Below are 23,238 nucleotides of genomic sequence, written 5' to 3' on the forward strand. Positions count from 1 at the left end.
CGCCGGGCGCCTGGGACCGGGGCCCGCCCCGGCGCGGTATTGCCAGCGGCCGCTGAACACTTGGCCAAGTGCGGCACGTCCCGTTGCCCCGGCGCCCGCCGGGGGACGACTGTGGGTGGGTAGCGACGTCTGAACGAGGGAGGGCGGATGTACGCCGACCAGCGGCCGAGCGCCTACACGGGACTGGACCGGATGCCCATCGGGGGCCGGTGGCGCGACGGATCGTCCGGCACCGTCCTCCCGGACGTCGACCCCTACGACGACACGGTCCTGACCGAGATCCGCCTGGCGGACGAGCGCGACGTGGACCTGGCCTACCGGGCGGCCGAGGCGGCCTGGCCGGAATGGGCCGCCACGCCCGCCCCGGAGCGCGCCGAACTGTTCCTGCGGGCCATCGCGATCCTGGACGCGCGCCGCCCCGAGATCGTGGACTGGCTCGTCCGGGAGGCCGGAGCCGTGCGCGAGCGCGCCGAATTCGAGTGGCATCTGGTGCGCAGCGGCATGGCCGAGGCCGCCTCCTACCCCACCCGTGCCACCGGCCGCATCCTGCCCGGCCTCACCCCGGGCAAGGAGAACCGCGTCTACCGTGAACCGCTCGGCGTCGTCACGGTGATCAGCCCGTGGAACTTCCCGCTCCAGCTCTCCCACCGCTCGGTCGCGCCCGCCATCGCCCTGGGCAACACCGTCGTGCTCAAGCCCGCCGAGAACACCCCCGTGACGGGCGGGCTCCTGCTCGCCCGGATCTACGAGGAGGCCGGGTTGCCCCCCGGCGTGCTCAACGTGGTCATCGGCAAGGGCGGGGAGATCGGCGACGCGCTCGCCACCCACGAGGCGTCCCGGATGATCTCCTTCACCGGCTCCACCGAGGTGGGCCGCCACATCGCCCGGCAGGCCCCGCTCAAGCGGCGCGCGCTCGAACTCGGCGGCAACGGGCCCATGGTCGTGCTGGAGGACGCCGACCTGGACCTGGCCGCGGACGCCGCGGTCTTCGGCTCCTACTACCACCAGGGGCAGATCTGCATGGCCACGAACCGGGTGGTGGCCACGGCGGCCGTCCACGACCAGCTGGTCGAGCGCATGCTCGCGCGCGCCCGGGAACTGCGCGTGGGCGACCCCCGCGACGCGAATACCCAGATCGGTCCGGTCATCGACGACGAGCAGCGCGACGGCATCCGGGACCTGGTGGCCCGGTCCGCGGAGCAGGGCGCCCGGCTGCTGCTGTCGGGGGACCCCTCCGGCCCGGCGGGCCGGGTCCTGCCGCCCCACCTGCTGCTGGCCACCAACGACGCGCCGTGCGCGGTCGAGGAGGTCTTCGGCCCGGTGGCCACGGTCGTGCGCGCCCGGGGGGAGGAGGACGCGCTGCGCATCGCCAACGACACCGAGTACGGCCTCTCCAGCGCGGTGCACACGAGTGACGCCGAGCGGGGGGTGCGCTTCGCCCGGCGCCTGCGGGCGGGGATGACGCACGTCAACGACTCCACGCTCAACGACGAGGCCAACACCGCGTTCGGCGGCGAGAAGTACTCCGGACTCGGCCGGTTCGGCGGGGAGTGGGCGATCCACGAGTTCACCACCGACCACTGGGTGAGCGTCCAGCACACGCGCCGCCGCCTGCCCTTCGGGCTGGGGTGAGCGCTCAGCCCAGCCGGCGCAGCACCAGCAGCAGGTTCCAGGTGACGAACTCGCGCAGGACGGGCACGCGCACCACCGGTTTGGCCCACCCGGGCAGGTAGCGGGGCCGGATGTCCACGGGCTCCACGTCGGTGCGTCCGCGGACCCAGCGCAACGTCTCCCCGGCGTGAGCGGCGTACATGGTGCGGCCGAAGTCGTTCTTGGGCCGCCGCCCGTGCCGCCGGGCGAACCGCTCCGCGGCGTAGGAGCCGCCCAGGTAGTGCCAGGGCGAGGTCTCGTGGCCGCCCCACGGGGACAGCCACAGCGTGTACGACAGGTACACCAGCCCGCCGGGGCGGGTCACGCGCACCATCTCGTCGGCCATCCGCGCGCGGTCCGGCACGTGCTCCAGCACGTTGGAGGAGAAGCACACGTCCACCGCGCCGCTGCGCAGCGGCAGCTCCAGGGCGCTGCCCTGGATCCCGTGGGTGTCGGCCTCGCGGCCGTGCAGACGCATCTCGTGGGCGTCGGAGTCCACGCACAGGCAGCGCGCCCCGGCGGCGCGCAGTTCGTCGGCGAAGTAGCCCGGGCCGCCGCCCACGTCCACCACCAGGCGCCCGTCCAGGGGGGTGTAGGAGCGCAGCTGGGCGACGGTGTCCCGGGCCAGGGTGCCGTAGAAGCGGGCGGGGTCGCTCTGCTCGGCGCGGAAGGCGGCGAACAGCCCCGCCGAGCGCCCCAGCGTGGCGCGGAAGGGCACGGTGCCGTCGGGGCGGACGTCGGCGGAGGTCACCGGGGGTCCCCCAGTACGACGTAGTGGCGCAGGTGGCGCCAGTGGTCGCCGCCCCAGTACTCGTCGGAGGCGGCGATCCGGCCGTGCGGAACGAGTTCGGTGATCCGCTCGGCGGGCAGCGTGTGCATCCGCATCGGCGCCGGGTAGCGCAGCAGCACCCGTTGGGCCAGGGCGACCAGGGGCCACGGCGCGTACCGGAACACCATCCCCTTGAAGGTGCGCCGCTCGGACTCGGGCACGCCCAGGACCATCGCGCCGCCGGGGCGCACCACCCGGGCGAACTCGCGCACGTAGCCCTCGGCCAGGTCGGGCGGCAGGTGCTGCAGGACCAGGTCGGTGTAGACGAGGTCGAAGGAGTCGTCCCCGAACAGTGACAGGTCCGGGCGCTCGTTCAGCACGAAGCTGATCCGGCCGCCCGAACGGTCCAGGCGCCGGGCCTCGGCCAGCATCGGCGCGGAGATGTCCACGCCCACGACCTCGTCGAAGTGCGCGGCCAGCGCGTTGGACAGCCGCCCCGCGCCGCAGCCGAAGTCCAGCACCCGGCGGACGCCCCGGAGGCCCAGCTCCGCCAGGCGGGCCACGGTCGGGTCGACGTCGGCCCGACCCGAGGCGAGGAACTCGTCGTCGTCCCAGCCGCCGTGCCGCTTGGCGGGGTCCACGCACACCGCCCACAGGGGTTCGGCCGACCCCAGCCGCGTCCAGTCGCGGCGGACCTGTTCGAGTCCCACCGGCATCACCTCCACGGTGCTCACGACCCCGACGGGACACGAGGTGAATCGTGTTCCTGTTCTGGGCTCACCGCCCCAAAGGGCCTGCGACAAGGGTCAGGAAAGAAAGTGGAACGTGTTGTATTCTGACACCCATCGCGCGGATCGGCCAACCTGCGGCGGGAGGGAATCGATGCCGCCTGCTCCCCCCACGGCCAGTGGGCACGAGAACCCGGACACCGGATCCCCGGCCGCGGGGTCGGACGGGGCACCCAGGGTACGCCGCCCGCCGGACGGTGCCGGAGAGCGGGGGCCGGACCCCGGCGAACGCCTTCGCGCGGTGCTCGCGGCCGCCCGCCGACCGGCACGCGACCCCCTGATGCTGGTGGGCCTTCTGGTGATCGCGGGAGCTCTGGGACTGCGGGCGTACGTGTTGAGCGAGTCTTCCTTCGTGGAGGACGACTACCTCTTCTTCGCCTCCGCCCACGCCAGCGACCTGGGCCCGGAGTACCTGTTCACCCTGCACAAGGGCCACCTGATGCCGGGCGCCCTGTTCCTGGTCTACCTCCAGACCGCGCTGTGGCCCTACGAGTGGTGGGTGAGCGCGGGCAGCATGCTCGCCCTCCAGGCCGCCGCGATGCTGGGCCTCCTGCGGCTGCTGTGGGAGCTGTTCGGCCGCCGCTGGGCCCTGCTGGTCCCGTTGACCGCCTACGCGCTCGCCCCGTTGACCGTCCCGGTCCTGGGCTGGTGGTCGGCGGCGCTCAACGCGGTGCCCCTCCAGCTCGCCATGGTGCTGGCGCTGCTGTGGACCGTGCGCCACCTGCGCACCGGGGACCCGCGCGCCGCCTGGTGGGCGGGCGGTGCCGTGGTGTTCGGGATGCTGTTCACGGTCAAGGCGATGTTCCTGCCGCTGGTGCTGTTCGCGGTGGCCGCCGCCCACCTCTACCCGGGCGGCCCGGTCGCCGGGGCCCGCCGGGCCTGGGCGCTGCACCGGCCCTTATGGGCGGCGATGGGCGCCCTCCTGGCCGCCTACGTGGTGTTCTACCTGGTGCGGATGCGCGCGGGCGAGGGCGGGGAGGGCGCGGGCGTGCCCCAGAGCGAGCCCGCGCTGGCCATGCTGCGCGGCCTGCTCACCGAGGTGTTCCCGGTCGGCGCGCTGGGCGGCCCGCTGGAGTGGGGCCCGGTCACGCCGACCGGCGGCCTCGTCGACGCGCCCGGGCCGGTGGTGCTGGGCTCCTGGGCGGTGTTCGCGGGAATCGTCCTGGTCAGCCTGCGGGCGCGGCGCGGTTCCTGGCGGGCGTGGACGCTGCTGCTGGGCTACGTGGTGGTCGTGGACATCGTCCCGGCCGTCATCGCGCGCGGCAGGTTCCAGGAGGTGGCCGCCGCCGACCCCCGGTACGTGGCGGACGCGGCGCTGGTGTTCGCGCTGTGCCTGGCCCTGGCCTACCTTCCCACCCGGGAGGAGCGGGCGCGCGCCCTGGCCGGGGGAGCCGGGCCCGGCGCGCCCGCGGCCGTCGAGCCCTACCGCGTCCGCCCCGCGGGCGCCGCCAGGACGGCCGCGGTGCTGGCCACGGCGGTGTACGCGGCGGCCGCGGGCTACTCCACGCACGCCTACGCGCAGACGCTGAGCGGGGACCGGCTCCAGTGGTACCTGGACACCGTGCGGGCCTCGCTCGCCGACGTGCCGGAGGAGGGCGGGCTGTACGCGCGCCCGGTCCCGGAGGACGTGGTGCTGGACTGGAACGGCCAGCGCCGCCTGAGCTCGTGGGTGCTGCCGCCGCTGGCCTCCCCGGAGGTGGCCCGGCGCATGGCCGAACCGGAGCAGTCCGGTACCGCCTACGTGCTCAACGACGCGGGCTACCTGGTTCCGGCCCGGCCCGCCGACAACAGCTTCATGTTCGCCCCCGGTCCGGCCGACGACTGCCTGGAGCCCTGGGAGGGGCTCGTGTCCTGGCCGGTGCGGGCGCACGGCGGCGACGCCCAGGTCGTCACCCTGGGCTACGCGTCGGAGGAGGCGGTCGGGGTGGTCGTGGCGGTGGGCGACGACTGGATCGAGGCGGAGCTGCCCGCCGCGCCGGAGGGCGCCACCTGGTACGTGCCGGCGGGCGCCCCGGGGCAGCGGCTGTCGGTGTTCGTGCCCGAGGAGCCGGAGGACCGGGGCGGCCTGTGTCTGACCTGGGTGTCGTTGGGCGTGATGGCGCCGACCGTGGAGGGCAACCCGTGGGACCCGCGGGAGGGCGACCGCGCCGCCGGGGAGTAGGGCCCGCCCGTCACACCGACGGCGCGCGGCGCGGCTCCGGCCCGCGCCGCTCCCGCGACCGGAGGAGCGTGCGCGCCCACCGGCGGCTGGGCTCCTCCACCCAGCGGTGGGTGGCCGCGGCCAGCAGCACGGTTCCGGCGGTCACCGGGATGACGTCCAGCCAGAAGGAGCCGGTGAAGATCTCCTGCCCGGTGAAGTCGCGCCACAGGTATAGCACGACGAACTGCCACAGGAACACCCCGTAGGAGATCCGGGCCAGGAACTGGCACACCCGGTGCCGCAGCAGGGAGTCCGGCCACCGGCCCTCCCGCCAGGCGGTGCCCAGCCGGAGCGGCTCCGGCGGCCGGAACGGGCGCGGGGCCAGCGCGACCGGGGCGATGAGGAAGAACGCGAACCCGGTCCCGGTCAGGGACTCCACCGCCGAGGTCCAGATGTCGCCGGAACCGATGAACCGCCCGCCCGTGGCGTCGGTGGCGTTGAGCGCGAAGAACCCGCCCGCCACCAGCCAGCACACGCCGGGCGAGGCGGCGACGGTCCGGCAGAAGCGGCGCACCGGGCCGTCCGCGCCGGGTTCGCGCCAGGCCCACTCCGAGATCACGGCCAGCGCCATCCCCGCCGCGAACAGGCCCGTGGCCCGGGGCAGCCAGGCGTGCATGTACTCGCGCGGCTCGGGATGGAACTGCGGGACCAGCGCGGCCAGGCCCAGGAGCGCCAGGACGGCCAGGCCGGTGAGCAGGCGCCGGCCCCGGGCGGCCGCGTCGGCGCCCCGGCGCGCCCACAGTGCCAGGAGCAGTCCGAGCAGCGGCAGCAGGAGGTAGAAGCTGACCTCGACCGACAGGCTCCACATCTGGCCCAGGCCGTAGGGGCCGGTGCCCACCCACGGGGGGTCGGTGTTGAAGGGGAAGGTCAGCGTCAGTACCTCGGCCCAGTACCGGAGCGAGCCCAGCTCCTCCCGGGAGTAGAGCAGCAGCGCCGTCACGGCCACCACCCAGTAGGCGGGGAGCACGCGCACGGCGCGGCGCCACAGGTAGGGGCGGGCGCGCGGCCCACGCACGCCGTCCAGCGCGGCACGCGCCCAGGGTCGGTACAGCAGCACGCCGGACAGGGCGAAGAACAGGGGGACGGCGAGGTCGAAGGCGGCCAGCAGCCCGCCGAGGACCCCGGGGGCCAAGGCGTCGCCGGTCTCGGTGGCCACGTGGAAGACCAGGACCATCAGGGCGGCCACGGCCCGGACGCCGTCGAGGGCCTCGTGGCGGCCGTCGACCTGGGGGAGCACCAGGGCGGGGTCGGGCCGGGGGGAGCGTGCGCCGGAGGTGCCGTCCGTGGGGTCCTCCGGCGCGGTGGGAGTGGGCGCCATGGGCCTTCCAGGTGCGGGGAGAAGACAGAACGCGTTTCACTAGAACGTGTTATAAAAATTTCGACACGCCCTGATGACGTCGTTAGCTACTGGGCAGTACTCTACCCGGAACTGGACCTAGTTCCACTGGACCCAGTTCCAGATCTGGACTCTCATCCGCCCAGGAGGGCACATGCGCCGTACCGTCGCGGTCGTTCTCATCGCGTTTGGGGTCTTCTTCCTCGCCCTTGCACCCATGACGCGCACGTGGCTGTCGAGCTCGCTGATGAAGACCCCCCTGGACTACTACAGCGAGACGGTCCTCGTCGCCGAAGGGGCCACCTACTTCAACATCGAGGACGTGGAACTCGTCGAGAACGCCACCCTGGAGGCCAACTCGACCATCCGGGCCGACGTGGCCTCCAGCACCGACGAGACGGTCGTGTGGGACCAGTTCACCTGGCTCCGGGACGCCGACACCGACTTCGGCATCACCTCCACCAGCCGCCGGGCCGGACACGACCGCGTCACCGGCCAGGCCGTCGACTGCTGCGACGCCATGGTCAACGACGACTCCGTCGCGCAGACCGGACAGGCCTGGAAGTTCCCCTTCTTCACCGAGCAGCGCGACTACGACTTCTTCGAGACCACCGTCCGGGAGGTCGTCCCCATGGAGTACCGGGGGACCGAGGCGGTCGAGGGCGTGGAGGCCTACAAGTTCGTCCAGGAGGTCGACGGCGAGGTCATCGGGGAACGCACCCTGCCGCGCTCGGTGGCCGGCCTAGAGGGCGAGGGCGACGTCACCGGCGACGAGGTCTTCTCCATCACCCGCACCTACTGGATCGAACCCGTCACCGGATCCCCCCTCAAGATCAGCGAGGACCAGAACCGGGTCGTCGTGGTGGACGGCGAGGAGGTCCTGACGCTGCTCGACGCCGAACTCGTCTCCAACGACCAGTCGGTCCGCAACGCCGTGGAGAACTCCGAACAGGGCCGCGCCGTGCTCCCCCTGCTGCACACCACCCTGCCCGTCGTCTTCCTCGCCGTCGGCGTCGGCTTCCTCGGCGTCGCGGTCGTGCTGCTCCTCACCGGACGCCGCCGTGACCACTACAACTAGCCGGTGCGCCCGCCCGGCACCCGCGAGCGCCCCCGGTCCGCGTCCCGCCGCCGTCCGCGTCCCCGGGGCGCGGTGACGGAGCGGGTGCGGGCCGCGTCGGCGCCGGCGGGCGAGGTACCGCGCGGCGGCCGGGGGGCGGTCGCCGCGCTGGTCGCCGCGTGCCGCCCCCGGCAGTGGCTCAAGAACCTCCTCGTCCTGGCCGCCCCCGCGACCGCCGGGGTGCTCTCCAGTCCCGAGGCCCTGGCGGCCTGCGCTGCGGTGTTCGCCCTGTTCTGCGCGGCGGCCAGCGGCACCTACCTGCTCAACGACGTCCACGACGCGCACCGCGACCGCGCGCACCCGCGCAAGCGCCACCGGCCCGTCGCCTCCGGGGCGCTCCCGGTCCCGGCGGCCGTCGCGGCGGGAGCGCTGCTGAGCGTCGCGGCGCCGCTGGCCTCCCTGGCCCTGGGCAACCTCCCGCTGACCGCGCTGCTCACCGGGTACGTCCTGCTCACGCAGGCCTACACCCGGCGCCTCAAGGACGTGGTGGTGTGCGACCTGGTGACGGTCGCAGCCTGCCACGTGCTGCGCGCCGTCGCGGGCGGAGTCGCCGTCGGCGTGCCGCTGACCTCGTGGTTCGTCATCGTGGTGTCGCTGGCCGCGCTCCTGGTGGTGGTCGGCAAGCGCGAGGCGGAACTGCGCGCCGACCGGGAGGAGGCCGCCGGCGCGGTCCGCCCGGCCCTGCGCGGCTACACCACCTCCTACCTGACCCAGACCCGGACCATGGCCTCGGGCGCCATGATCGTCACCTACTGCCTGTGGGCGCTGGACCAGGCGGAGGGGGCGCGGGCCCTCTTCCACGCGGTGAGTATCGTTCCCTTCATCATGTTCGTCCTGCGCTACAACCTGCTCGTGGAGCGGGGGGTGGGCGAGGAGCCCGAGGAGATCGCCCTGCGCGACCGCCCCCTGCAACTGGCCCTCGGCTCCCTCGCGGCGCTGGTGGCCCTGGGGATCTACCTGTGAACGACGAGCCGGCGAGCGGCCGGCGGACCCTGCTGCACGGGTGGGGGCGCACCGCGCCCACGGCCGCCCGCGTCGTGCGCCCGCGCACGGCCGAGCAGGTAGCCGAGGCGCTGTCCCGGGCCGGGGAGCGCGGGGCGCTGCCGCGCGGACTCGGCCGCTCCTACGGCGACGCCGCCCAGGACGCCGGGGGCCTGGTCCTGGACTGCACCGGGCTCACCGGCCCCGTGCGCCTGGACGCCGCCCGAGCCGAGGTGACCGCCCCGGCGGGCACCAGCATGGACCGCCTCCTCACCCACCTGCTGCGCCGGGGGTACTTCGTCCCCGTCACCCCCGGGACCCGCCACGTCACCCTGGGCGGGGCCGTCGCCGCCGACGTCCACGGCAAGAACCACCCGGCCGACTCCTCCCTCGGCGCACACGTGCGCGCCCTCACCCTGGTCACCCCGGACGGGCGCACGCGCCGCCTGGGGCCCGGGGGAGAGGACCCCGACCTGTTCTGGGCGACCGTGGGGGGCATGGGCCTGACCGGCGTGGTCACGGAGGTCACCGTGGCCGTCCAGCCGGTGGAGACCGCGTACATGGCGGTGGACACCGACCGGACCGCGGACCTGGAGGCCACCCTGGAGCTGATGGCGGACACCGGCCACCGCTACTCGGTGGCCTGGCTGGACCTGTTCGCCCGGGGCGGTGCCCTGGGACGGGGGGTGGTCACCCGGGCCCGGCACGCGCTTCCCCGCGACCTGCCTCCCCGGACGCGCCGCGACCCGCTGCGGTACCGGAGCACGAGCCTGCCCGTGCCGCCCCTGACCCCGCCTGCGGGAGCCCTCAACCGGTGGAGCGTGGGCGCCTTCAACGCGCTGCGCCACGCCCGCGCGCCGCTGCGGCGGCGCGGGCAGGTCCAGCCGGTGGGCGACTACTTCCACCCCCTGGACGCCCTACGGGACTGGAACCGGATGTACGGGCGCCCTGGTGCGGTGCAGTACCAGTTCGTGGTGCCCTTCGGGGCCGAGGGGACGCTGGCGCACGTGGCCGAGCGGCTGTCCCGTGCCCGGGTCCCCTCGTTCCTGGCGGTGCTGAAGAGGATGGGCGCGCCGACCCCGGCGCCGCTGTCCTTTCCCCGGCCGGGCTGGTCGCTGGCCGTGGACCTGCCCGCCGGCCTGCCCGGCCTCGGCGCGGTGCTGCACGGCTTCGACGAGCGGGTGCTCGACTCGGGGGGACGCCTGTACCTGGCCAAGGACAGCCGGGCCCGGGCCGAGACCGTGCACGCCATGTACCCCGGGCTTCCCGCGTGGCGGCGGACGCGCGAGCGCGCCGACCCGGGCGGGGTGATGGTCTCCGACCTGGCCCGGCGCCTGCGGCTGCTGTGACGCCAGGACGTTCCAGAGGACTTCGGGAAGGGGACGCGACCGTGCGTGACTCGGTGGGATCGGTGCGCAGCGTGCTGCTGCTCGGCGGCCGCAGTGAGATCGGCCTGGCCATCGTCGAACGGCTGGTCCGCGAGGGGGCCCGCGAGGTGGTGCTGGCCGCCCGGGGCGGGGTGGACCCCGTGCCGGGGGCGCTCACCGCGCTGGGCGCCGACGTGTACTCGGTGGACTTCGACGCCAGCCTGCCCGAGACCCACACCGGCACCGTCGCGGAGGCGGTGGCGCTCGTGGGTGACCTGGACGTTGTGGTGGACGCGTTCGGGGTGCTGGGAGAGCAGTCCGCGTACGAGGCCGATCCGGCCGCCGCGGCGCGCGCGGCCGCCGTCAACTACGGCGGGCACGTGTCCGCCGGCCTGGCCGTGGCCGCCCGCCTGCGCGAGCAGGGGCACGGGGCCCTGGTGGTGCTCTCCTCCGTCGCGGGCGTGCGGGTCCGCAGGTTCAACTACGTGTACGGGTCGGCCAAGGCGGGCCTGGACGGCTTCGCGCAGGGGCTCGCCGACTCCCTGCACGGCTCCGGGGCGCGGGTGCTGGTGGTGCGGCCGGGCTACGTGCCCACGCGGATGTCCGCGCACGTGGCCCCCGCCCCGTTCCCGGCCACCCCTGGCCAGGTCGCGGAGGCGGTCTCGGCGGGGCTGCGCTCCCGGGCCACCACCGTGTGGGCGCCGCGGGTGCTCCAGCCGCTCTTCACCGGGATGCGGCTGGTGCCGCGCTCCCTGTGGCGCCGTCTCGGCCGCTGAGGCGTCCGGCCGGGCTCCCCGCGTCAGCGGTCGTGAACGCCCGCGCCCTTCCGGAGGCGGGGACCGTGGAGGCACCGCGGTCAGCCGCGTTCCGGGTCGGCGGCGGAAAGACGGTAGGAGGACAGCGGGACCAGGCAGCACAGCATCACCGCGGCGGGCACCAGCGTGCTGCCCACGAGCATGCCGCGCAGGGCCTCGTCGCTCTGCCGGACCGCCTCCCCGGCCCCCGACTCCACGTATCCGCTCACCGCCAGCGCCAGGGACAGCAGGCCGGTGCCCACCGCCTGGGCCATCGCCTCGCCCGAGGTCCACAGGCCCGACAGCACGCCGCCCTGGCGGCGGCCCGACGCGTCGCCTGCGGCCAGGCAGTCCGCCAGCATCGACCACGGCAGCAGCGTCGCCCCGGACAGGCCCACCCCCACGAGTACGGACGAGACCACCGCGCCGGGCACGCCCCACGCAGGGATCATCAGCAGTCCCAGGCCGCCCAGGGCGAACACCACGGCCGAGTATCCGGCGGCCCTGCGCTTGTCCACCCGCACCGACAGGCGCTTCCACAGCGGCGCCGACGCGATCAGCGGCACCAGCACGCAGACCATGAGAATGCTCGTGTACCGCGGTTCGCCCATGACGTTGGAGGTCACGTACGGCACACCGGTCACCATGGTGCCCTGGGCCACCGCCATCAGCAGGTTGGCGGGGAACAGCACCCGGAAGTGCCGGTGGGCGAAGGCCGCCCGGAGCTGGGCCGGAAGGCCCTCGGAGCGGTGCGGGTGCGCCGGACGCGGCGCCCGGCGCGTCCCGGCCACCGCGCCCAGCATCGACACCAGCACCACGCCGCCCATGACCAGGCCCATCGTCCGGTACCCGATCACGTCGTCCCCGGCGGAGGACTGGATGACCGGGGCCAGGGCGCCGCCCAGCATCAGCGCGAGTCCGACGAAGGCCGTGCGCCAGGTGTTGAACGTGGACCGCTCGTGGTAGTCGGCGGTGATCTCCCCGGGCATCGCGGTGTGCGGCACCTGGAACACGGAGGAGGCCAGCGCGGCGGCCACGAACACCACCGCCACGTAGGCCGCGGCGGTGCCGCCCTCCAGCGGCGGCCCGGCGAACATCGCGGCGAAGAACAGCGGGAGGGTCAGCGCGCCCGCCAGCATCCACGGCCGTCGCGGACCCCACGACGAGCGGGTCCTGTCGGACCAGACGCCGATATACGGACTGACCGCAAGGTCGATCACCTTGGGGAGGAACACCACCGCCCCGGCCAGCGCGGGGCTCACCGCCAGGGTGTCGGTCAGGTAGATCAGGAGCAGCAGTCCCGGAACCGTGTTGACGACGCTCGTGGCCACCGCCCCGCTGCCGTACCAGGCGTGTACGGAGCGGGGCAGCGGCGCCGTACCCGTGGCGGGGGGAAGGGTGGTGCTCACGCGCGCCCTTCCGGAGCGGCGGCGGTGTCCGTGCCGCCCTCCGCTCCGTACAGCTCCTCGTGGCCGACCGGGTCCACGTCGTGCGCCACCGGGCAGGTGGCCGGGAACGTGCCGATCCGGTTGACGTCGTAGCCCTGGGGGTAGCTGCGGATGTTCGGGTTGCCGTCCGCCCACAGCGGCTCCTCGCGCGGCCTCATCCGCCGTACCACGCTGGCGCGCAGCTTCAGGGCGAGGTCGGCCGAGCGGCGCCAGGCCCGGCTGGGCGGTTCGTAGCGGAAGGCCTCGATGAGCGACTCGTCCAGGATCGCCATGGAGAACTTCCGGGCCAGCCCCGCCACGCGCTTGGGGTAGAAGGTCACCATGAGGTCCAGGGTGGCGTCGGAGACCCTCCGGCCGCCCTCGGTGTAGGCGAAGTGCTCCTTTTCGTAGGAGTCGAGGAGGTCGCGGAACTCCTCGTAGGTCCCGGGGATGTCCTTGATCCCCATGTACTTTCCGAGTTTGCGGTAGTAGTGGGTGATCGCGGCGGTCTCGTGGTCGCTCAGCCTGCGCCAGCCGTAGCCGTAGTCGTTGAGCCAGCGCACGGGCATGACCACGAAGGTGCTGAGCACGTACCGGTAGTCGTCGTTGCTGATGTCGTAGGAGCGGTGCATCTGGTTCATCCGGCGCAGCGAGTCGCGCCCCTTACCCGGTTCGAACCCGTACCGCATCATGTTGTTGAGGATCAGCGCGGTGTCGTCGTAGCGCTTCTGCGTGCTGCCGGTGAACTCGTTGGTCCTGCCGAGCAGTTCGCCGATGCTGGGCACGGCGTAGGTCCGGTACAGGGCGATGCCCAGCGCCCGACCCATGTCCCAGGGGAACTCGTGGGCGTTGAGGATCTGCATGATCCGCACGCAGTCGGCCTCGGCGTCCAGGCGGTGGATCTCGTCCCGGAGATCGAAACGCTTCATTCGACTCTTCCTTACGGGGAGTACGGGGGTGGGGGTGTCCTGGTGGGGAAGTCGGGGAGTGGCGGGGGAGCTTCTCCGTGCTCCGCTACCTCTCCGTGGCCTCGGGGGCCGTCGGGGAACCGACGGCCTGGCCCTCGGCGGGCACGCGGGCGCCGGTGGCGGGGACCTCGCGGGTGACCATGTCGTGCGGGACCGGGCACCCCTGGGGGAAGGTGCCGATCCGGGACGGGTCGTAGCCGCCGGGGTAGCTGCGGATGTTGGGGCTCTGCCGGGCCAGGCGCGGCTCGGTGCGCGGCGGCATCAGCCGCACCACCCGCGCCCGCAGCCTCAGCGCGGCGTGGCTGAGCCGGCGCCAGGCGGCCGAGGGCTCGGGATAGTCGAAGGCGCGGATGAGCCGGTCGTCCAGCAGCGCCCTGGTGAAGGGGCGCACCAGCGGCCGCTGCCAGGCGGGGTAGAAGTCCGCCATCAGCTCCAGGGTGGCGTCGGAGACCGCCCGGCCGCCCTCGGTGTAGGCGAAGTGCTCCTTTTCGTAGGAGTCGAGGAGGTCGCGGAACTCCTCGTAGGTCCCGGGGATGTCCTTGATCCCCATGTACTTTCCGAGTTTGCGGTAGTAGTGGGTGATCGCGGCGGTCTCGTGGTCGCTCAGCCTGCGCCAGCCGTAGCCGTAGTCGTTGAGCCAGCGCACGGGCATGACCACGAAGGTGCTGAGCACGTACCGGTAGTCGTCGTTGCTGATGTCGTAGGAGCGGTGCATCTGGTTCATCCGGCGCAGGGCGTCGCGGCCGCGGCCGGGCTCGAAGCCGTGCTCCATGATGTCGTTGAGGATCAGCGTGGTGTCGTCGTAGCGGTGCTGCGTGCGCTCGGTGAACTCACGCGTGTGCGCCAGCAGTTCGCCGATGCTGGGCACGGCGTAGGTCCGGTACAGGGCCAGGCCCAGGGCTTGCTCCATGTCCCAGGGGAACTCGTGGGTGGCGAGGATCCGCGTGATCCGCTCGCAGTCGGCCTCGGCGTCCAGGGTGTGGATCCGGTCGCGCCACTCGAACCGCTTCATGGGGAACTCCAGTCACCTCTGTGGGCCCGCCCGGACGGGTCCACGGTCTGCGGGGGTGCGCCTGGCGGCGCTCCACGGGGCGCACTTTACCCGGAAGCTCCTTGTGTACAGCTTTTCTTGGCGTCCGATCCTGTCCGGAATCCGGATGTGTGTCCGTAATGCGCGCGTCACGCCCTCCGCGGCGGGAGACGCGGTGCCCGCACGGCGAAGGGGCCGGAGGCAGTGCCTCCGACCCCCTTCGCCGTGCCCGTGCTCAGGCCGCCGTCTGCTCGACCAGCCGGTTGACCAGTGTTACCAGCACGTTCTTGGCGGAGGCGCGTTCGCGCGCGTCGCACAGCACGACCGGGACCGCCGGGTTCAGGCTCAGCGCCTCGCGCACCTCCTCGGGCGAGTAGGTGTGGGCGCCCTCGAAGCAGTTCACCGCCACCACGAACGGCACACCGCGCCGCTCGAAGAAGTCCACCGAGGCGAAGCAGGTCTCCAGGCGACGCGTGTCGGCGATGACCACCGCGCCCAGCGCGCCCTCGGACAGCTCCTCCCACATGAACCAGAACCGCTCCTGGCCGGGCGTGCCGAACAGGTACAGCACCAGCCCGGAGTTGATGGTGATGCGGCCGAAGTCCAGTGCCACGGTGGTGGTGGTCTTGGACTCCACCCCCGACAGGTCGTCGATGCCGTAGCTGGCCTCGGTCATCACCTCCTCGGTGCTCAGGGGGGTGATCTCGCTGACCGATCCGACCAGCGTGGTCTTACCGGCCCCGAAGCCCCCGGCCACCAGGATCTTCAGCGCCGCCGGGACGGGTGCCTGCGTGTCGTCAGAGTCGTTGGATGCCATCGAGAACCGCCTGGAGTACGTCCCGGCTCACCGGGCTCTTCGCTGTGTAGGGGGCGCGGGCCAACGCGAGGCCGCGGTTGAGGAGGTCGCTCAGCAGGACCTTGACCACGGCCACCGGGATGTCCAGGTGGGCGGACACCTCGGCGACCGACTGGGGACGGCGGCACAGTTCCAGGATGCGGACCTGTTCCGGCTCCAGCGCCATCTCGTCGACCTCGGCGCGCTTGGCCGCGATCACCACGCTGATCATGTCCAGCTGGACGGTGTCCGCGTGGTCGCGGCCCTGCGCGATCACGTACGGGCGGACGAGCGGCCCGGCGTCGTCGCGGGCCGCGTCGTCGTATCCGCCGACCGCGTCGCGTTGCGGCAGGCCGTGCGGTGCCTCGTCCGGTGGCAACTCGTTGTGCGCTTGCATACCGTCCCCTAACGTGCGGCTTCCCCGGAGGAGTCCTCGTGCCTGGGCGCCGCGTCCAGATAGCGACCCACCTGTTCGACCAGGACGTTCATCTCGTAGGCGATGAGGCCGACGTCGGCGCTCTCCTCGGCCAGCACCGCCAGGCACGCGCCGCGTCCGGCCCCGGTGACGAACAGGTAGGCGTTCTCCATCTCCACCACGGTCTGCAGGACCTCGCCGCCGCCGAAGTGGCGCCCCGTGCCCCGGGCCAGGCTCTGGAAGGCGGACGCCACCGCGGACAGGTGCTCGGCGTCCTCCTTGCCCAGGTCGCGGGAGCGCCCGATCAACAGGCCGTCGGCGGACAGCACGATGGCGTGCCGGGAACCCACCGCCCGGTCGAGCAGCTCGTCCAGCAGCCAGTCGATGTCCTTCTTGCCCGCGCCGCTTCCACTGTCACGCTGGGCGCTTTCGGGAGTACTCGTCACGGTTACGCGTCCTTGTCGGTGTCGTTGGTCTGCTGCTTGCCTTCGCGCCGTCCGCGGTCAGTCCCCTGCTGGAACGCGGACATGTTCCGGCGCAGGCGAGCCAGCCGCTCCGCGCCGCCCTGGGCGGAGGCCCCGTCCGTCGCGGGGCCGCCCAGGAGGTCGGACGTGGAGTCGGTCGCCAGCTGCGGTGCCAGGTTCTCCTGGGGACGCCGCTTGGGCAGCGGGGGACGTCCGTCCCCGGCCTCGACCACGGGGGACGGTGCGCCGTCCCCGGCCGCGGTGTCGGCGGAGGGGACCGCGCTGATGGTCGGGGTCCGGGTGGGCAGCGGGGGGCGTTCGGCGTCCTCGGTGGGGGCCGGGCCCTCGTCCCCGGTCCCGTCGCTCCGCGCGCCCTCGCGGACGGGCGGAGCCTCGGGGGAGGCGGTCCGCGGGGCGGGTTCCCCGGTCTCCCCCAGCGCGTCCCCGGCGGTCACCGAGGTCAGCACGGGCCGGGTGCCGGCGCCCGAGCCCACCGGATCGGGCGAGCGGTCGAGGATCTCGCGCACCTCCCAGACGTCCTCGCCGCCGTCCTCGGACGCGGGCAGAGAGGCGCGGTCACCGGAGATCAGCTCGTGCGGCAGCAGCACGATCGCCTGCACGCCGCCGTAGGGGGAGGGGCGCAGGTGCACGCGGATGCCGTGGCGGTGCGCCAGGTGCGAGACCACGAACAGGCCGAGGCGCATCTTCTCGTTGAGGCGCATCACGTCGAACTTGGGCGGGCTGGCCAGCAGCGCGTTCGCGGCCTCGAACTCGCTCTCGGTCATGCCGAGGCCCCGGTCCTCGATCTCGATGGTCACGCCGTTGGGCACGTCCTCACTGCTCAGACGCACGTGGGTGTGCGGCGGGGAGAACATCGCGGCGTTGTCGACCAGCTCGGCGACCAGGTGGATGACGTCGGCGACGGCCGGGCCGTTGAGGTGCACGCGGGCGATCCGCTCGCGCTTGACGCGGGTGTAGTCGCCGGACTCGGAGATGGCCCCGCGCAGGACGTCGATCAGCGGCATCGGGCGGTGCCAGGTCCGTCCCGGAGCCTCGCCCCCCAGGATCAGCAGGTTCTCGGCGTTGCGGCGGGACCGGGTGGCCAGGTGGTCGAGCTTGAACAGCTGGGCCAGCTGCTCGGGGTCCTCCTGCTCGCGCTCCATCTGGTCCAGCAGGCGCAGCTGCCGGTGGACCAGGGTCTGGCTGCGGTGCGCGATGTTGAGGAAGACGCGGTTGACGCCCTGGCGCAGCTCGGCCTGCTGTACGGCCTCGTCGACGGCCGCGCGCTGGGCGGTGTTGAACGCCCTGGCGACGTCGCCGATCTCGTCGTCCTCCTCCGTGAGGGAGGGCAGGGCGGTCCCGATGTCCACGCGCTCGCCCTCGTGGAGGCGGCGCATCAGGACGGGCAGGCGCTGCTCGGCCAGGTCGTTGGAGTCGTCGCGCAGGCGCAGCAGGCGCTCGGTGAGCCGCTGCGAGGATCGGCGGGCCAGCAGGAAGGCGGCGAGGATGACGACCGCGACACTGATGCTTCCTGCGGCGGCGACGAGCACGGCTTGGTTGGCCTGGGAGCGGGTCACGCTGGCGGCGTAGACGGCCTCGTCGGCGCCGATGTCGGTGAACTCGTCGAGCACGCGGTCGTAGGCCTCCGACCACTCGGCCTCGTCCACCGGCATGGACAGGTCCTCGACCTCGCTGGGCACCAGGGTGACCGGGTCGGTGACCGTCTCGGTGGTGACCTGGCGGTCCATGATCGTTTCCTGCATCCGGGTCAGGTCGGCGTACTCCTGGCTCGCCAGGACCGCCTCCAGACGCTCCTCGTGGCCCTCGCCCGCCAGGTAGTGGCCGTTGGCCGCGAGCAGGCTCTCGTAGGACCCGACCAGCTCGGTGAACCGGCGCTGGTCCTCCACGGTGAGCTCGTCGTTGGCGAAGGCGCGCGCGATCTGGGTGTCGGTCTGCGCGAACTGGTCCACGGTGCGGAACATGTAGGTCGCGGTGAAGCCGGGGCTGATCGCCTCCCCGCTGTTGCCCTGGCGGGCCTGGCTGTCGAAACTGTCGGCGCCGTGCAGGATCAGCTCGTTGTAGTAGTCGAGGACCTCGTCGCGGGTGGCCTCGCCGGAGTCGACCGACGCGCGCAGCGCGTCGATCTGGCCGTACTGGGCGTGCAGCATCTCGATGTGGTGGCCGCCCTCGCCGGGGGCCAGGTCGGCGAAGCCGATCAGCTCGCCGACCACTACGCCCAGGGAGCCGTCCGTGCTCTCGCGCACATCCTCCAGCCGGTGCTGCAGTTCATGGTCCTCGGGGTGCTCGAGGTAGGCGACCGTGACCGACCGCTCCTGCATCACGTCCACGAGGCCGACGGCCGCGGGCGTGACCAGGTCCTCGGTGGCCTGGGCGCGGAGGAGCTTCATGACCGCGTCACCGGTGAGGACGAAGGTGAGGACCAACCAGAGCACCACCAACGCGGTGGTGGGAATCATGACCATTGCGCGGATGCGGGCGGTGATGCTTCGCCCGCGTCGCTGGGGTACTGACTGCACGGTTCTCCTGTCGATCCGCGTCCGGAGTCTTGTCGGGGGCGGTGCGGGGCGGGCCGCGGTCACCGGGTGCCCGTGGCCCGGCGTTTCTCGGTCCGCCTGCGCGCGGCCTCCTGCCCCGCGGGCGGCGTCCGTCGGGGGTTCTCGACGCGGGGCGTACCGCAGGGTAACCACAAACACGGCATTTCGGCGTGGGGATCGTATCTCGCCGGTGAAACGCTGAAATATCCGGGTGGTGAAGGCAGTCTGCCACGAAAGGCGAGAATGTTCACTTCTCGGACGCGATGGTGGGTCTGTTCTCTCCGTTAACTATTGTGACAATAGGGCCAACGTCACATAGAGCGAAGAGTGTACGCAACCCCTGCTCCGGGTGTTCACCGGCCCCGGGTGCTCTCCGGGGTGAGCCGGGCGGGGAACCGGCCGGGACGCGGCCGTGGCGGGACCGGAACGGCCCCGGGGCGATGCCCGGGCGTACGGGAACGGATATCCGCGTTCGGCCCTTGCCTCCGCGTGGAGCGTACTAGCGTTGCCCACGGCGGGCGAAGCGCGCCCATGGGCGGGTGCGGCACCGCCGCGGTACGGGGGCGCGACATGGGCCGGCTGTTCGGCGGGGGACAGGAGGCGGCGGTGGCCGCCGTTCCGCTGCTGGTGCTCACCGGAGCCGCGCTCTACCTGTGCGGGCAGTACCGTCGCTACGGGCGCCCGCACGGCTGGCCCGGTCTGCTCACCGCGGCGGCGCTGGGCACGGGGATGGGACTGGCCGCCTACGCGGTCCGGCCGCTGCCCGCGTCCGCGGACGGCCTGTGCGCGCACGCCCCGGTCCCCGCCGCGTGGGACGTTCGGTGGGCGGCCGCGCCCCTCGTCCCTCCTGGGCTGGCTGACCGCCCGCTGGGTGCCACCGCCGCCCGGCGGGGCCCGCGGCTGACCCTCTGCCGTCCCCGACCGCGCGGTGCCCGGCCTGGGGCGGCGGCTGACCGGAGGGCTGCTCGACCTCGGCCTGTGGTGGTTCGGCGCGGCCGCCCTCCCGGGAGCGGATGGGATCCCCGGCGGCGGGGGCCGGACCGCCGTCCTGCTGTCCCTGGCCCTGGTCCTTGCCGTCGTCCTGCCGCGGCTGCGCCGTGACCGCCTCGCCCCGGGCGCGGCCTCGGTACGCCTGGCACTGGTCGCGACCGGGTATCCGGCCCCCGCGGCCCGCTGGCGGGTGCTGGCGCGCACCGCGCTGCTCCAGGCGCCGGTGGGCCTCCTCGTCGCCTCGGGGCGGCCCTGGCTCGCGCTCGCCGTGGCCGCGGCGCACGCCGGCACCGCGCTGGTCCGCGCCGACCGCGCGGGCCTGGCCGACCTGGTCTGCGGCGTGCGCGTGAGCACTCGGTCCACCCTGGACGGGACTGCCCTCGCGCCTGGTCCGCTACTCCGCGCCGCGCGGGGAGGCCGTGGCCGCTAGCGCCACTCCAGGTAGCCCAGGAACAGGCCCGTGAACACCAGGATCGCGCCCAGCGTGCCGAACAGCCCCCGCACCCAGTGCGACAGCCACGGCGCGGACACGATCCGGGCCAGCGCGGGCCGGTCGGGGTCGTAGGCCACGGTGACGATCTCCCCGGCGCGGGAGGCGGTCCACCCCGTGTTCTCGTGCTCGGCGTGCACCTCCTGGCCGTCCTCGGTGCGGAACTGCACGATCATGCGCGAGGCCGTGGAGGTCTCGTGGTAGCCGATGACCCGGGCCTTGGCGCGCGTCCCCCGGCGGGCCAGCCGCAGGTCCAGACGCGTGTCGCGGGCCACCACCCACAGCATGGCCGCTCCGGCCAGCAGGGGGAGCAGGGGATAGAGGTTGACCATCGAGAGCGTCCTCTCAGGAGTTCGCGGCAGGGGGCCCGCCCCGGGGCGGGGCGGACGTCACGGTGGGGGCTCCGGGGCGAGGACCAGGCCGTCGGCCATACGGGTCAGGGCGGCGTGGACCTCCTCGACCGGGCGTTCGGGCTGGAGCGTGCGCCAGTCCAGGGCCACCGTCACCACCATGCCGAACAGCGCGGAACCGGCGAGGCCGGTGTCCAGGCCCGTCCGCAGCCGCCCCTCGCGGGCGAGCTCCTCCAGCAGCCCGCTGATCACCCCGATGGCCTCGGTGCGGATCTGCAGGACGGTGGCGTACCAGGCCCGGTTGGTGCGCCAGGCCTCCGCCATGAGCAGCCGCGCCAGCGCCTCGTGCTCGCCGATGAACACCACCCCGGCGCGGAGCACGGCGGCGAGCGCCGCACGCGGCGGGACCCCGGCCCCGGGCGCGGGCACCGCCTCCTTGAGGGTGTCGGCCAACCGGCTCACGCCCCACTCCATCAGCGCGGCGTACAGCTCGTCCTTGCCGCCGAAGTTGTAGTAGACGGTGCCCTTGGCCACCCCCGCGCGCTCGGCGATCTCGTCGACGGTCGTGGCGCCGTACCCCTGTTCGGAGATCAGCGTGACCGCCGCCTCGAACAGGCGGCGCCGGGTCGTGGCCCGGCGGCCGCTCACCGGCCGGCCAGGGGTGCGCGTACTCATCCCGTCCATTGTGCCCGTGTTCACGGTGGACACGCCATGTCCGGTCCCCGCGGCCCCCTCCCGGGACCACTCCGGGGACCGGTTCGGCCGCTCACAGCTTCAGCGCGGGGTGCAGGGCGGACATCGTCCGCGTGCGCCTGCGCTCCACCGTCCATCAGGTCAGCAGCAGCGGGACCACCAGCCACAGGGACGTCACTCCGAACGCCGACCACACCGGGGCCGTGTCGCCGCCGCTGATCAGGTGGCGCGGCGCGGTCACGGCCCAGCTCAGCGGTAGGAACGGGCCGACGGCCTGGAAGAAGGCCGGGCTGGTCTCGACCGGGTAGGTGCCGCCCGCCGACGTCAGCGGCACCACCCGGCCGGCCAGCGCCACCCGCCACGAGGGGACGGAGGAGACCAGGGCGCGCGCGGACAGAGCGGGCAGCACCATGAACACCACCATCGCGCCCACCCACAGGGACAGGGGGACGAAGAAGGGGGCGAAACCGGTTCCGTAGTCGGGCGCCTCGTTGGCGACCGCGCCGTCCAGCCGGACGGGTCGGCTCATCGTCTCCGAGGCGTTCCCGCGGCCGCGGTCCGAGTAGGTGGGGATCTCGTTCGCCCCCTCGTCCAGGCCCCGGGCCAGCTCGTCGGAGCCCGAGGACAGCTCCCCCAGCCCGAGTGCAGCTCCCCGGCGCCTCCGCTGAGCTCTCCCAGTCCGGTGTCCAGGTCGCCGGCCCCCTCGGCGGCCTCCTCCGTCCGTGGATCTCGTTGAACCCGAGGAAGATCCGGTCCAGGTAGTCATCGAGCGCGGAGGCCGCCGCGGCGTCGCGGACCACGCGGAACGCGCTTCCGGCCAGCTGGCGGACGACGAAGCCGTTGGAGCCGTCGTAGCGCGCCCGCAGGGTCGCCGGTGCCGGGGACTCGTGGTCGCGGGCGGGCGAGGCCAGGTCGGCGCTGAAGTCGGCGGGGATGGTCAGCGAGACGTAGTAGGTGCCGTCGCGGACCCCGCGCGCCGCCTCCTCCGCGCTGACCGGGTGCCAGTCGAGGCCGCCGCGCTCCAGGGGCGTGTCGGTCAGCTCCGCCCCGGCGTTGACCTCACGGTCCTCGACCGTGACCGGCCGGTCCTCGTTGACCAGGGCGACGGGCAGCCGCTCCAGTCCGCCGAACGGGTCCCAGAACGACCACAGGTACATGCCCGAGTACAGCAGGGGGATGAGCAGGACGCGAGCAGCGCGGCGGCGGGCAGCGGTGAGCGGAGGAAGGAGCGCGCCGTCAACAGGCCCAGCCGCGGGACGGCGAGGGGGCGGCGGACGCGTCTACGCCGGGCCACGGCCGCCCTCCTCCCCGTCTCGGAGGGTGCGCGGACCGGCCCCGGAGGCGCGGCCGGACGGTTCCTGGCGCAGGGGGAGCGGACCCTGGGTGTCGTGGTCGGCGCACCCGCCCAGGGCGCCGGCGTCGGCGCAGGTGGCGATCACGGTCATACCGTCGTTCGCGCCAGCCGTTTGAGGGTGCGCCACAGCTCGGTCTGGTGCTCGGGGGACAGGCCGCCGTCCACGTCGTCCACGGCCAGGAGGCGGGGTTCGGCCAGCGGCGCCAGGGCCACGACCAGTCGGCGGCGTTCGAGCATGGACAGCTTCCGGACCGGGGCTGTGCGGTCGAGGCCGTCGAGCCCGGCGGCGGCCAGGGCCTCGTCGGCCAGGCTCCGCGCGGCGGGGCGCATCCGCAGCAGCAGGCCCTCGGAGAGGTGTTCGCGCACCCGGAGCCTCTCGTCCAGCGGGTTGACCCCGTCCATCAGCCCGAGCGCGCTGATCCGGCGGACCCGCCGGGAGTACCGGGGCAGCGCGTGGCCGTCCACGTGCAGGGTTCCGCCGGAGGGGCGCATCCGGCCGGTCAGGGTCAGCAGCAGGGCGCTGCGCCCGCCCCGGAGTCGGCCTGGAAGACGGTGAGCGTGCCCGCGCGGGCGGTGAAACCGACCCCCGTGTACACGGGGCCCTCGCGCGTGGTGAGCTCGACGCCCTCGGCGCGGACACGGGCTCCTGCGGCCCGTAGCATTCC

19 protein-coding genes and 2 pseudogenes are annotated in these 23,238 nt (G+C 73.6%); 7 read left to right on the forward strand and 14 right to left on the reverse strand.

Features of this window, described 5'->3' with window-relative positions; genetic code table 11:
• The first annotated feature begins 147 nt into the window (after positions 1-147).
• Positions 148-1,632 carry an aldehyde dehydrogenase family protein gene (locus FYW95_RS09920; RefSeq protein ID WP_159943158.1) on the forward strand — a complete coding sequence of 495 codons (1,485 nt, stop codon included), beginning with the start codon at positions 148-150 and terminating at the stop codon, positions 1,630-1,632.
• 4 nt (positions 1,633-1,636) lie between these two features.
• On the opposite strand, the gene FYW95_RS09925 is transcribed toward FYW95_RS09920, so the two are convergent.
• Together FYW95_RS09925 and FYW95_RS09930 are read right to left on the reverse strand one after the other, a co-directional pair.
• Positions 1,637-2,401: a class I SAM-dependent methyltransferase gene (locus tag FYW95_RS09925; protein WP_159943157.1), complete on the reverse strand. Its 765-nt coding sequence runs from the start codon at positions 2,399-2,401 to the stop codon at positions 1,637-1,639.
• Positions 2,398-3,153 carry a class I SAM-dependent methyltransferase gene (locus FYW95_RS09930; RefSeq protein ID WP_370463242.1) on the reverse strand — a complete coding sequence of 252 codons (756 nt, stop codon included), beginning with the start codon at positions 3,151-3,153 and terminating at the stop codon, positions 2,398-2,400. Before FYW95_RS09930 ends, FYW95_RS09925 begins: the two co-directional genes overlap by 4 nt.
• A 148-nt stretch (positions 3,154-3,301) precedes the next feature.
• Here FYW95_RS09930 and FYW95_RS09935 point away from each other — a divergent pair, with 148 nt between their 5' ends.
• Positions 3,302-5,368, forward strand: coding sequence for a hypothetical protein (locus FYW95_RS09935; RefSeq protein ID WP_160050282.1), 2,067 nt, complete (start codon positions 3,302-3,304; stop codon positions 5,366-5,368).
• Positions 5,369-5,378: 10 nt separating this feature from the next.
• Here the strand turns inward: FYW95_RS09935 and FYW95_RS09940 are convergent, their stop codons facing one another.
• Positions 5,379-6,725, reverse strand: a complete 1,347-nt coding sequence (locus FYW95_RS09940; RefSeq protein ID WP_159943155.1) for an acyltransferase family protein — start codon at positions 6,723-6,725, stop codon at positions 5,379-5,381.
• A 172-nt stretch (positions 6,726-6,897) separates the two neighbouring features.
• On the opposite strand from FYW95_RS09940, the gene FYW95_RS09945 reads away from it, so the two are divergent.
• The 4 genes from FYW95_RS09945 (at position 6,898) to FYW95_RS09960 (ending at position 10,984) form a co-directional block, all read left to right on the forward strand.
• Positions 6,898-7,821, forward strand: a complete 924-nt coding sequence (locus tag FYW95_RS09945) for a cell envelope lipid trafficking protein PgfA (protein WP_159943154.1) — start codon at positions 6,898-6,900, stop codon at positions 7,819-7,821.
• A 72-nt stretch (positions 7,822-7,893) separates the two neighbouring features.
• Positions 7,894-8,823, forward strand: coding sequence for a decaprenyl-phosphate phosphoribosyltransferase (locus tag FYW95_RS09950; RefSeq protein WP_370463244.1), 930 nt, complete (start codon positions 7,894-7,896; stop codon positions 8,821-8,823).
• Positions 8,820-10,190: an FAD-binding protein gene (locus tag FYW95_RS09955; RefSeq protein WP_159943153.1), complete on the forward strand. Its 1,371-nt coding sequence runs from the start codon at positions 8,820-8,822 to the stop codon at positions 10,188-10,190. The genes FYW95_RS09950 and FYW95_RS09955 overlap by 4 nt, the downstream gene beginning before the upstream one ends.
• 41 nt (positions 10,191-10,231) lie before the next feature.
• The gene (locus tag FYW95_RS09960; RefSeq protein ID WP_159943152.1) at positions 10,232-10,984 is read left to right on the forward strand and encodes a decaprenylphospho-beta-D-erythro-pentofuranosid-2-ulose 2-reductase; all 753 of its coding nucleotides are present in this window, start codon (positions 10,232-10,234) and stop codon (positions 10,982-10,984) included.
• An 80-nt stretch (positions 10,985-11,064) separates the two neighbouring features.
• Here FYW95_RS09960 and FYW95_RS09965 read toward each other — a convergent pair whose 3' ends face one another.
• The 7 genes from FYW95_RS09965 to FYW95_RS09995 form a co-directional block, all read right to left on the reverse strand.
• Positions 11,065-12,411 carry an MFS transporter gene (locus FYW95_RS09965; protein ID WP_160050283.1) on the reverse strand — a complete coding sequence of 449 codons (1,347 nt, stop codon included), beginning with the start codon at positions 12,409-12,411 and terminating at the stop codon, positions 11,065-11,067.
• Positions 12,408-13,358 (reverse strand): oxygenase MpaB family protein, encoded by a 951-nt coding sequence (locus tag FYW95_RS09970; RefSeq protein ID WP_160050284.1) that lies wholly within the window; start codon positions 13,356-13,358, stop codon positions 12,408-12,410. The genes FYW95_RS09965 and FYW95_RS09970 overlap by 4 nt, the downstream gene beginning before the upstream one ends.
• An 85-nt stretch (positions 13,359-13,443) precedes the next feature.
• Complete coding sequence (locus tag FYW95_RS09975) at positions 13,444-14,409, reverse strand: oxygenase MpaB family protein (protein ID WP_160050285.1); 966 nt, start codon at positions 14,407-14,409, stop codon at positions 13,444-13,446.
• A 253-nt stretch (positions 14,410-14,662) separates the two neighbouring features.
• Positions 14,663-15,244 (reverse strand): GTP-binding protein, encoded by a 582-nt coding sequence (locus tag FYW95_RS09980; RefSeq protein WP_159943148.1) that lies wholly within the window; start codon positions 15,242-15,244, stop codon positions 14,663-14,665.
• Positions 15,225-15,659, reverse strand: a complete 435-nt coding sequence (locus FYW95_RS09985) for a DUF742 domain-containing protein (protein WP_159943147.1) — start codon at positions 15,657-15,659, stop codon at positions 15,225-15,227. Before FYW95_RS09985 ends, FYW95_RS09980 begins: the two co-directional genes overlap by 20 nt.
• 8 nt (positions 15,660-15,667) lie before the next feature.
• Positions 15,668-16,123: a roadblock/LC7 domain-containing protein gene (locus FYW95_RS09990; RefSeq protein WP_159943146.1), complete on the reverse strand. Its 456-nt coding sequence runs from the start codon at positions 16,121-16,123 to the stop codon at positions 15,668-15,670.
• Positions 16,124-16,125: 2 nt separating this feature from the next.
• A complete protein-coding gene (locus FYW95_RS09995; protein WP_255459412.1) occupies positions 16,126-18,678 on the reverse strand; it encodes a sensor histidine kinase in 2,553 nt (850 codons plus the stop codon).
• Positions 18,679-19,624: 946 nt separating this feature from the next.
• Here FYW95_RS09995 and FYW95_RS28875 point away from each other — a divergent pair.
• A complete protein-coding gene (locus tag FYW95_RS28875) occupies positions 19,625-20,116 on the forward strand; it encodes a hypothetical protein (RefSeq protein ID WP_370463243.1) in 492 nt (163 codons plus the stop codon).
• On the opposite strand, the gene FYW95_RS10005 is transcribed toward FYW95_RS28875, so the two are convergent.
• The 4 genes and pseudogenes from FYW95_RS10005 to FYW95_RS10020 form a co-directional block, all read right to left on the reverse strand.
• On the reverse strand, positions 20,113-20,508 hold the full coding sequence (locus FYW95_RS10005) for a DUF3592 domain-containing protein (RefSeq protein ID WP_159943144.1): 396 nt from the start codon (positions 20,506-20,508) through the stop codon (positions 20,113-20,115). The two genes, FYW95_RS28875 and FYW95_RS10005, sit on opposite strands and share 4 nt — an antisense overlap.
• A gap of 57 nt (positions 20,509-20,565) precedes the next feature.
• Positions 20,566-21,210 (reverse strand): TetR/AcrR family transcriptional regulator, encoded by a 645-nt coding sequence (locus FYW95_RS10010; protein ID WP_159943181.1) that lies wholly within the window; start codon positions 21,208-21,210, stop codon positions 20,566-20,568.
• A 148-nt stretch (positions 21,211-21,358) separates the two neighbouring features.
• A pseudogene (locus tag FYW95_RS10015) lies at positions 21,359-22,513 on the reverse strand (YhgE/Pip family protein); the annotation flags it as partial.
• Positions 22,500-23,235, reverse strand: a pseudogene (locus tag FYW95_RS10020) (ATP-binding cassette domain-containing protein). The pseudogenes FYW95_RS10020 and FYW95_RS10015, both read right to left, overlap by 14 nt.
• Between the last annotated feature and the right edge of the window lie 3 nt (positions 23,236-23,238).

The sequence above is a fragment of the Nocardiopsis sp. FR4 genome (assembly GCF_009830945.1).
Taxonomy (GTDB): domain Bacteria; phylum Actinomycetota; class Actinomycetes; order Streptosporangiales; family Streptosporangiaceae; genus Nocardiopsis.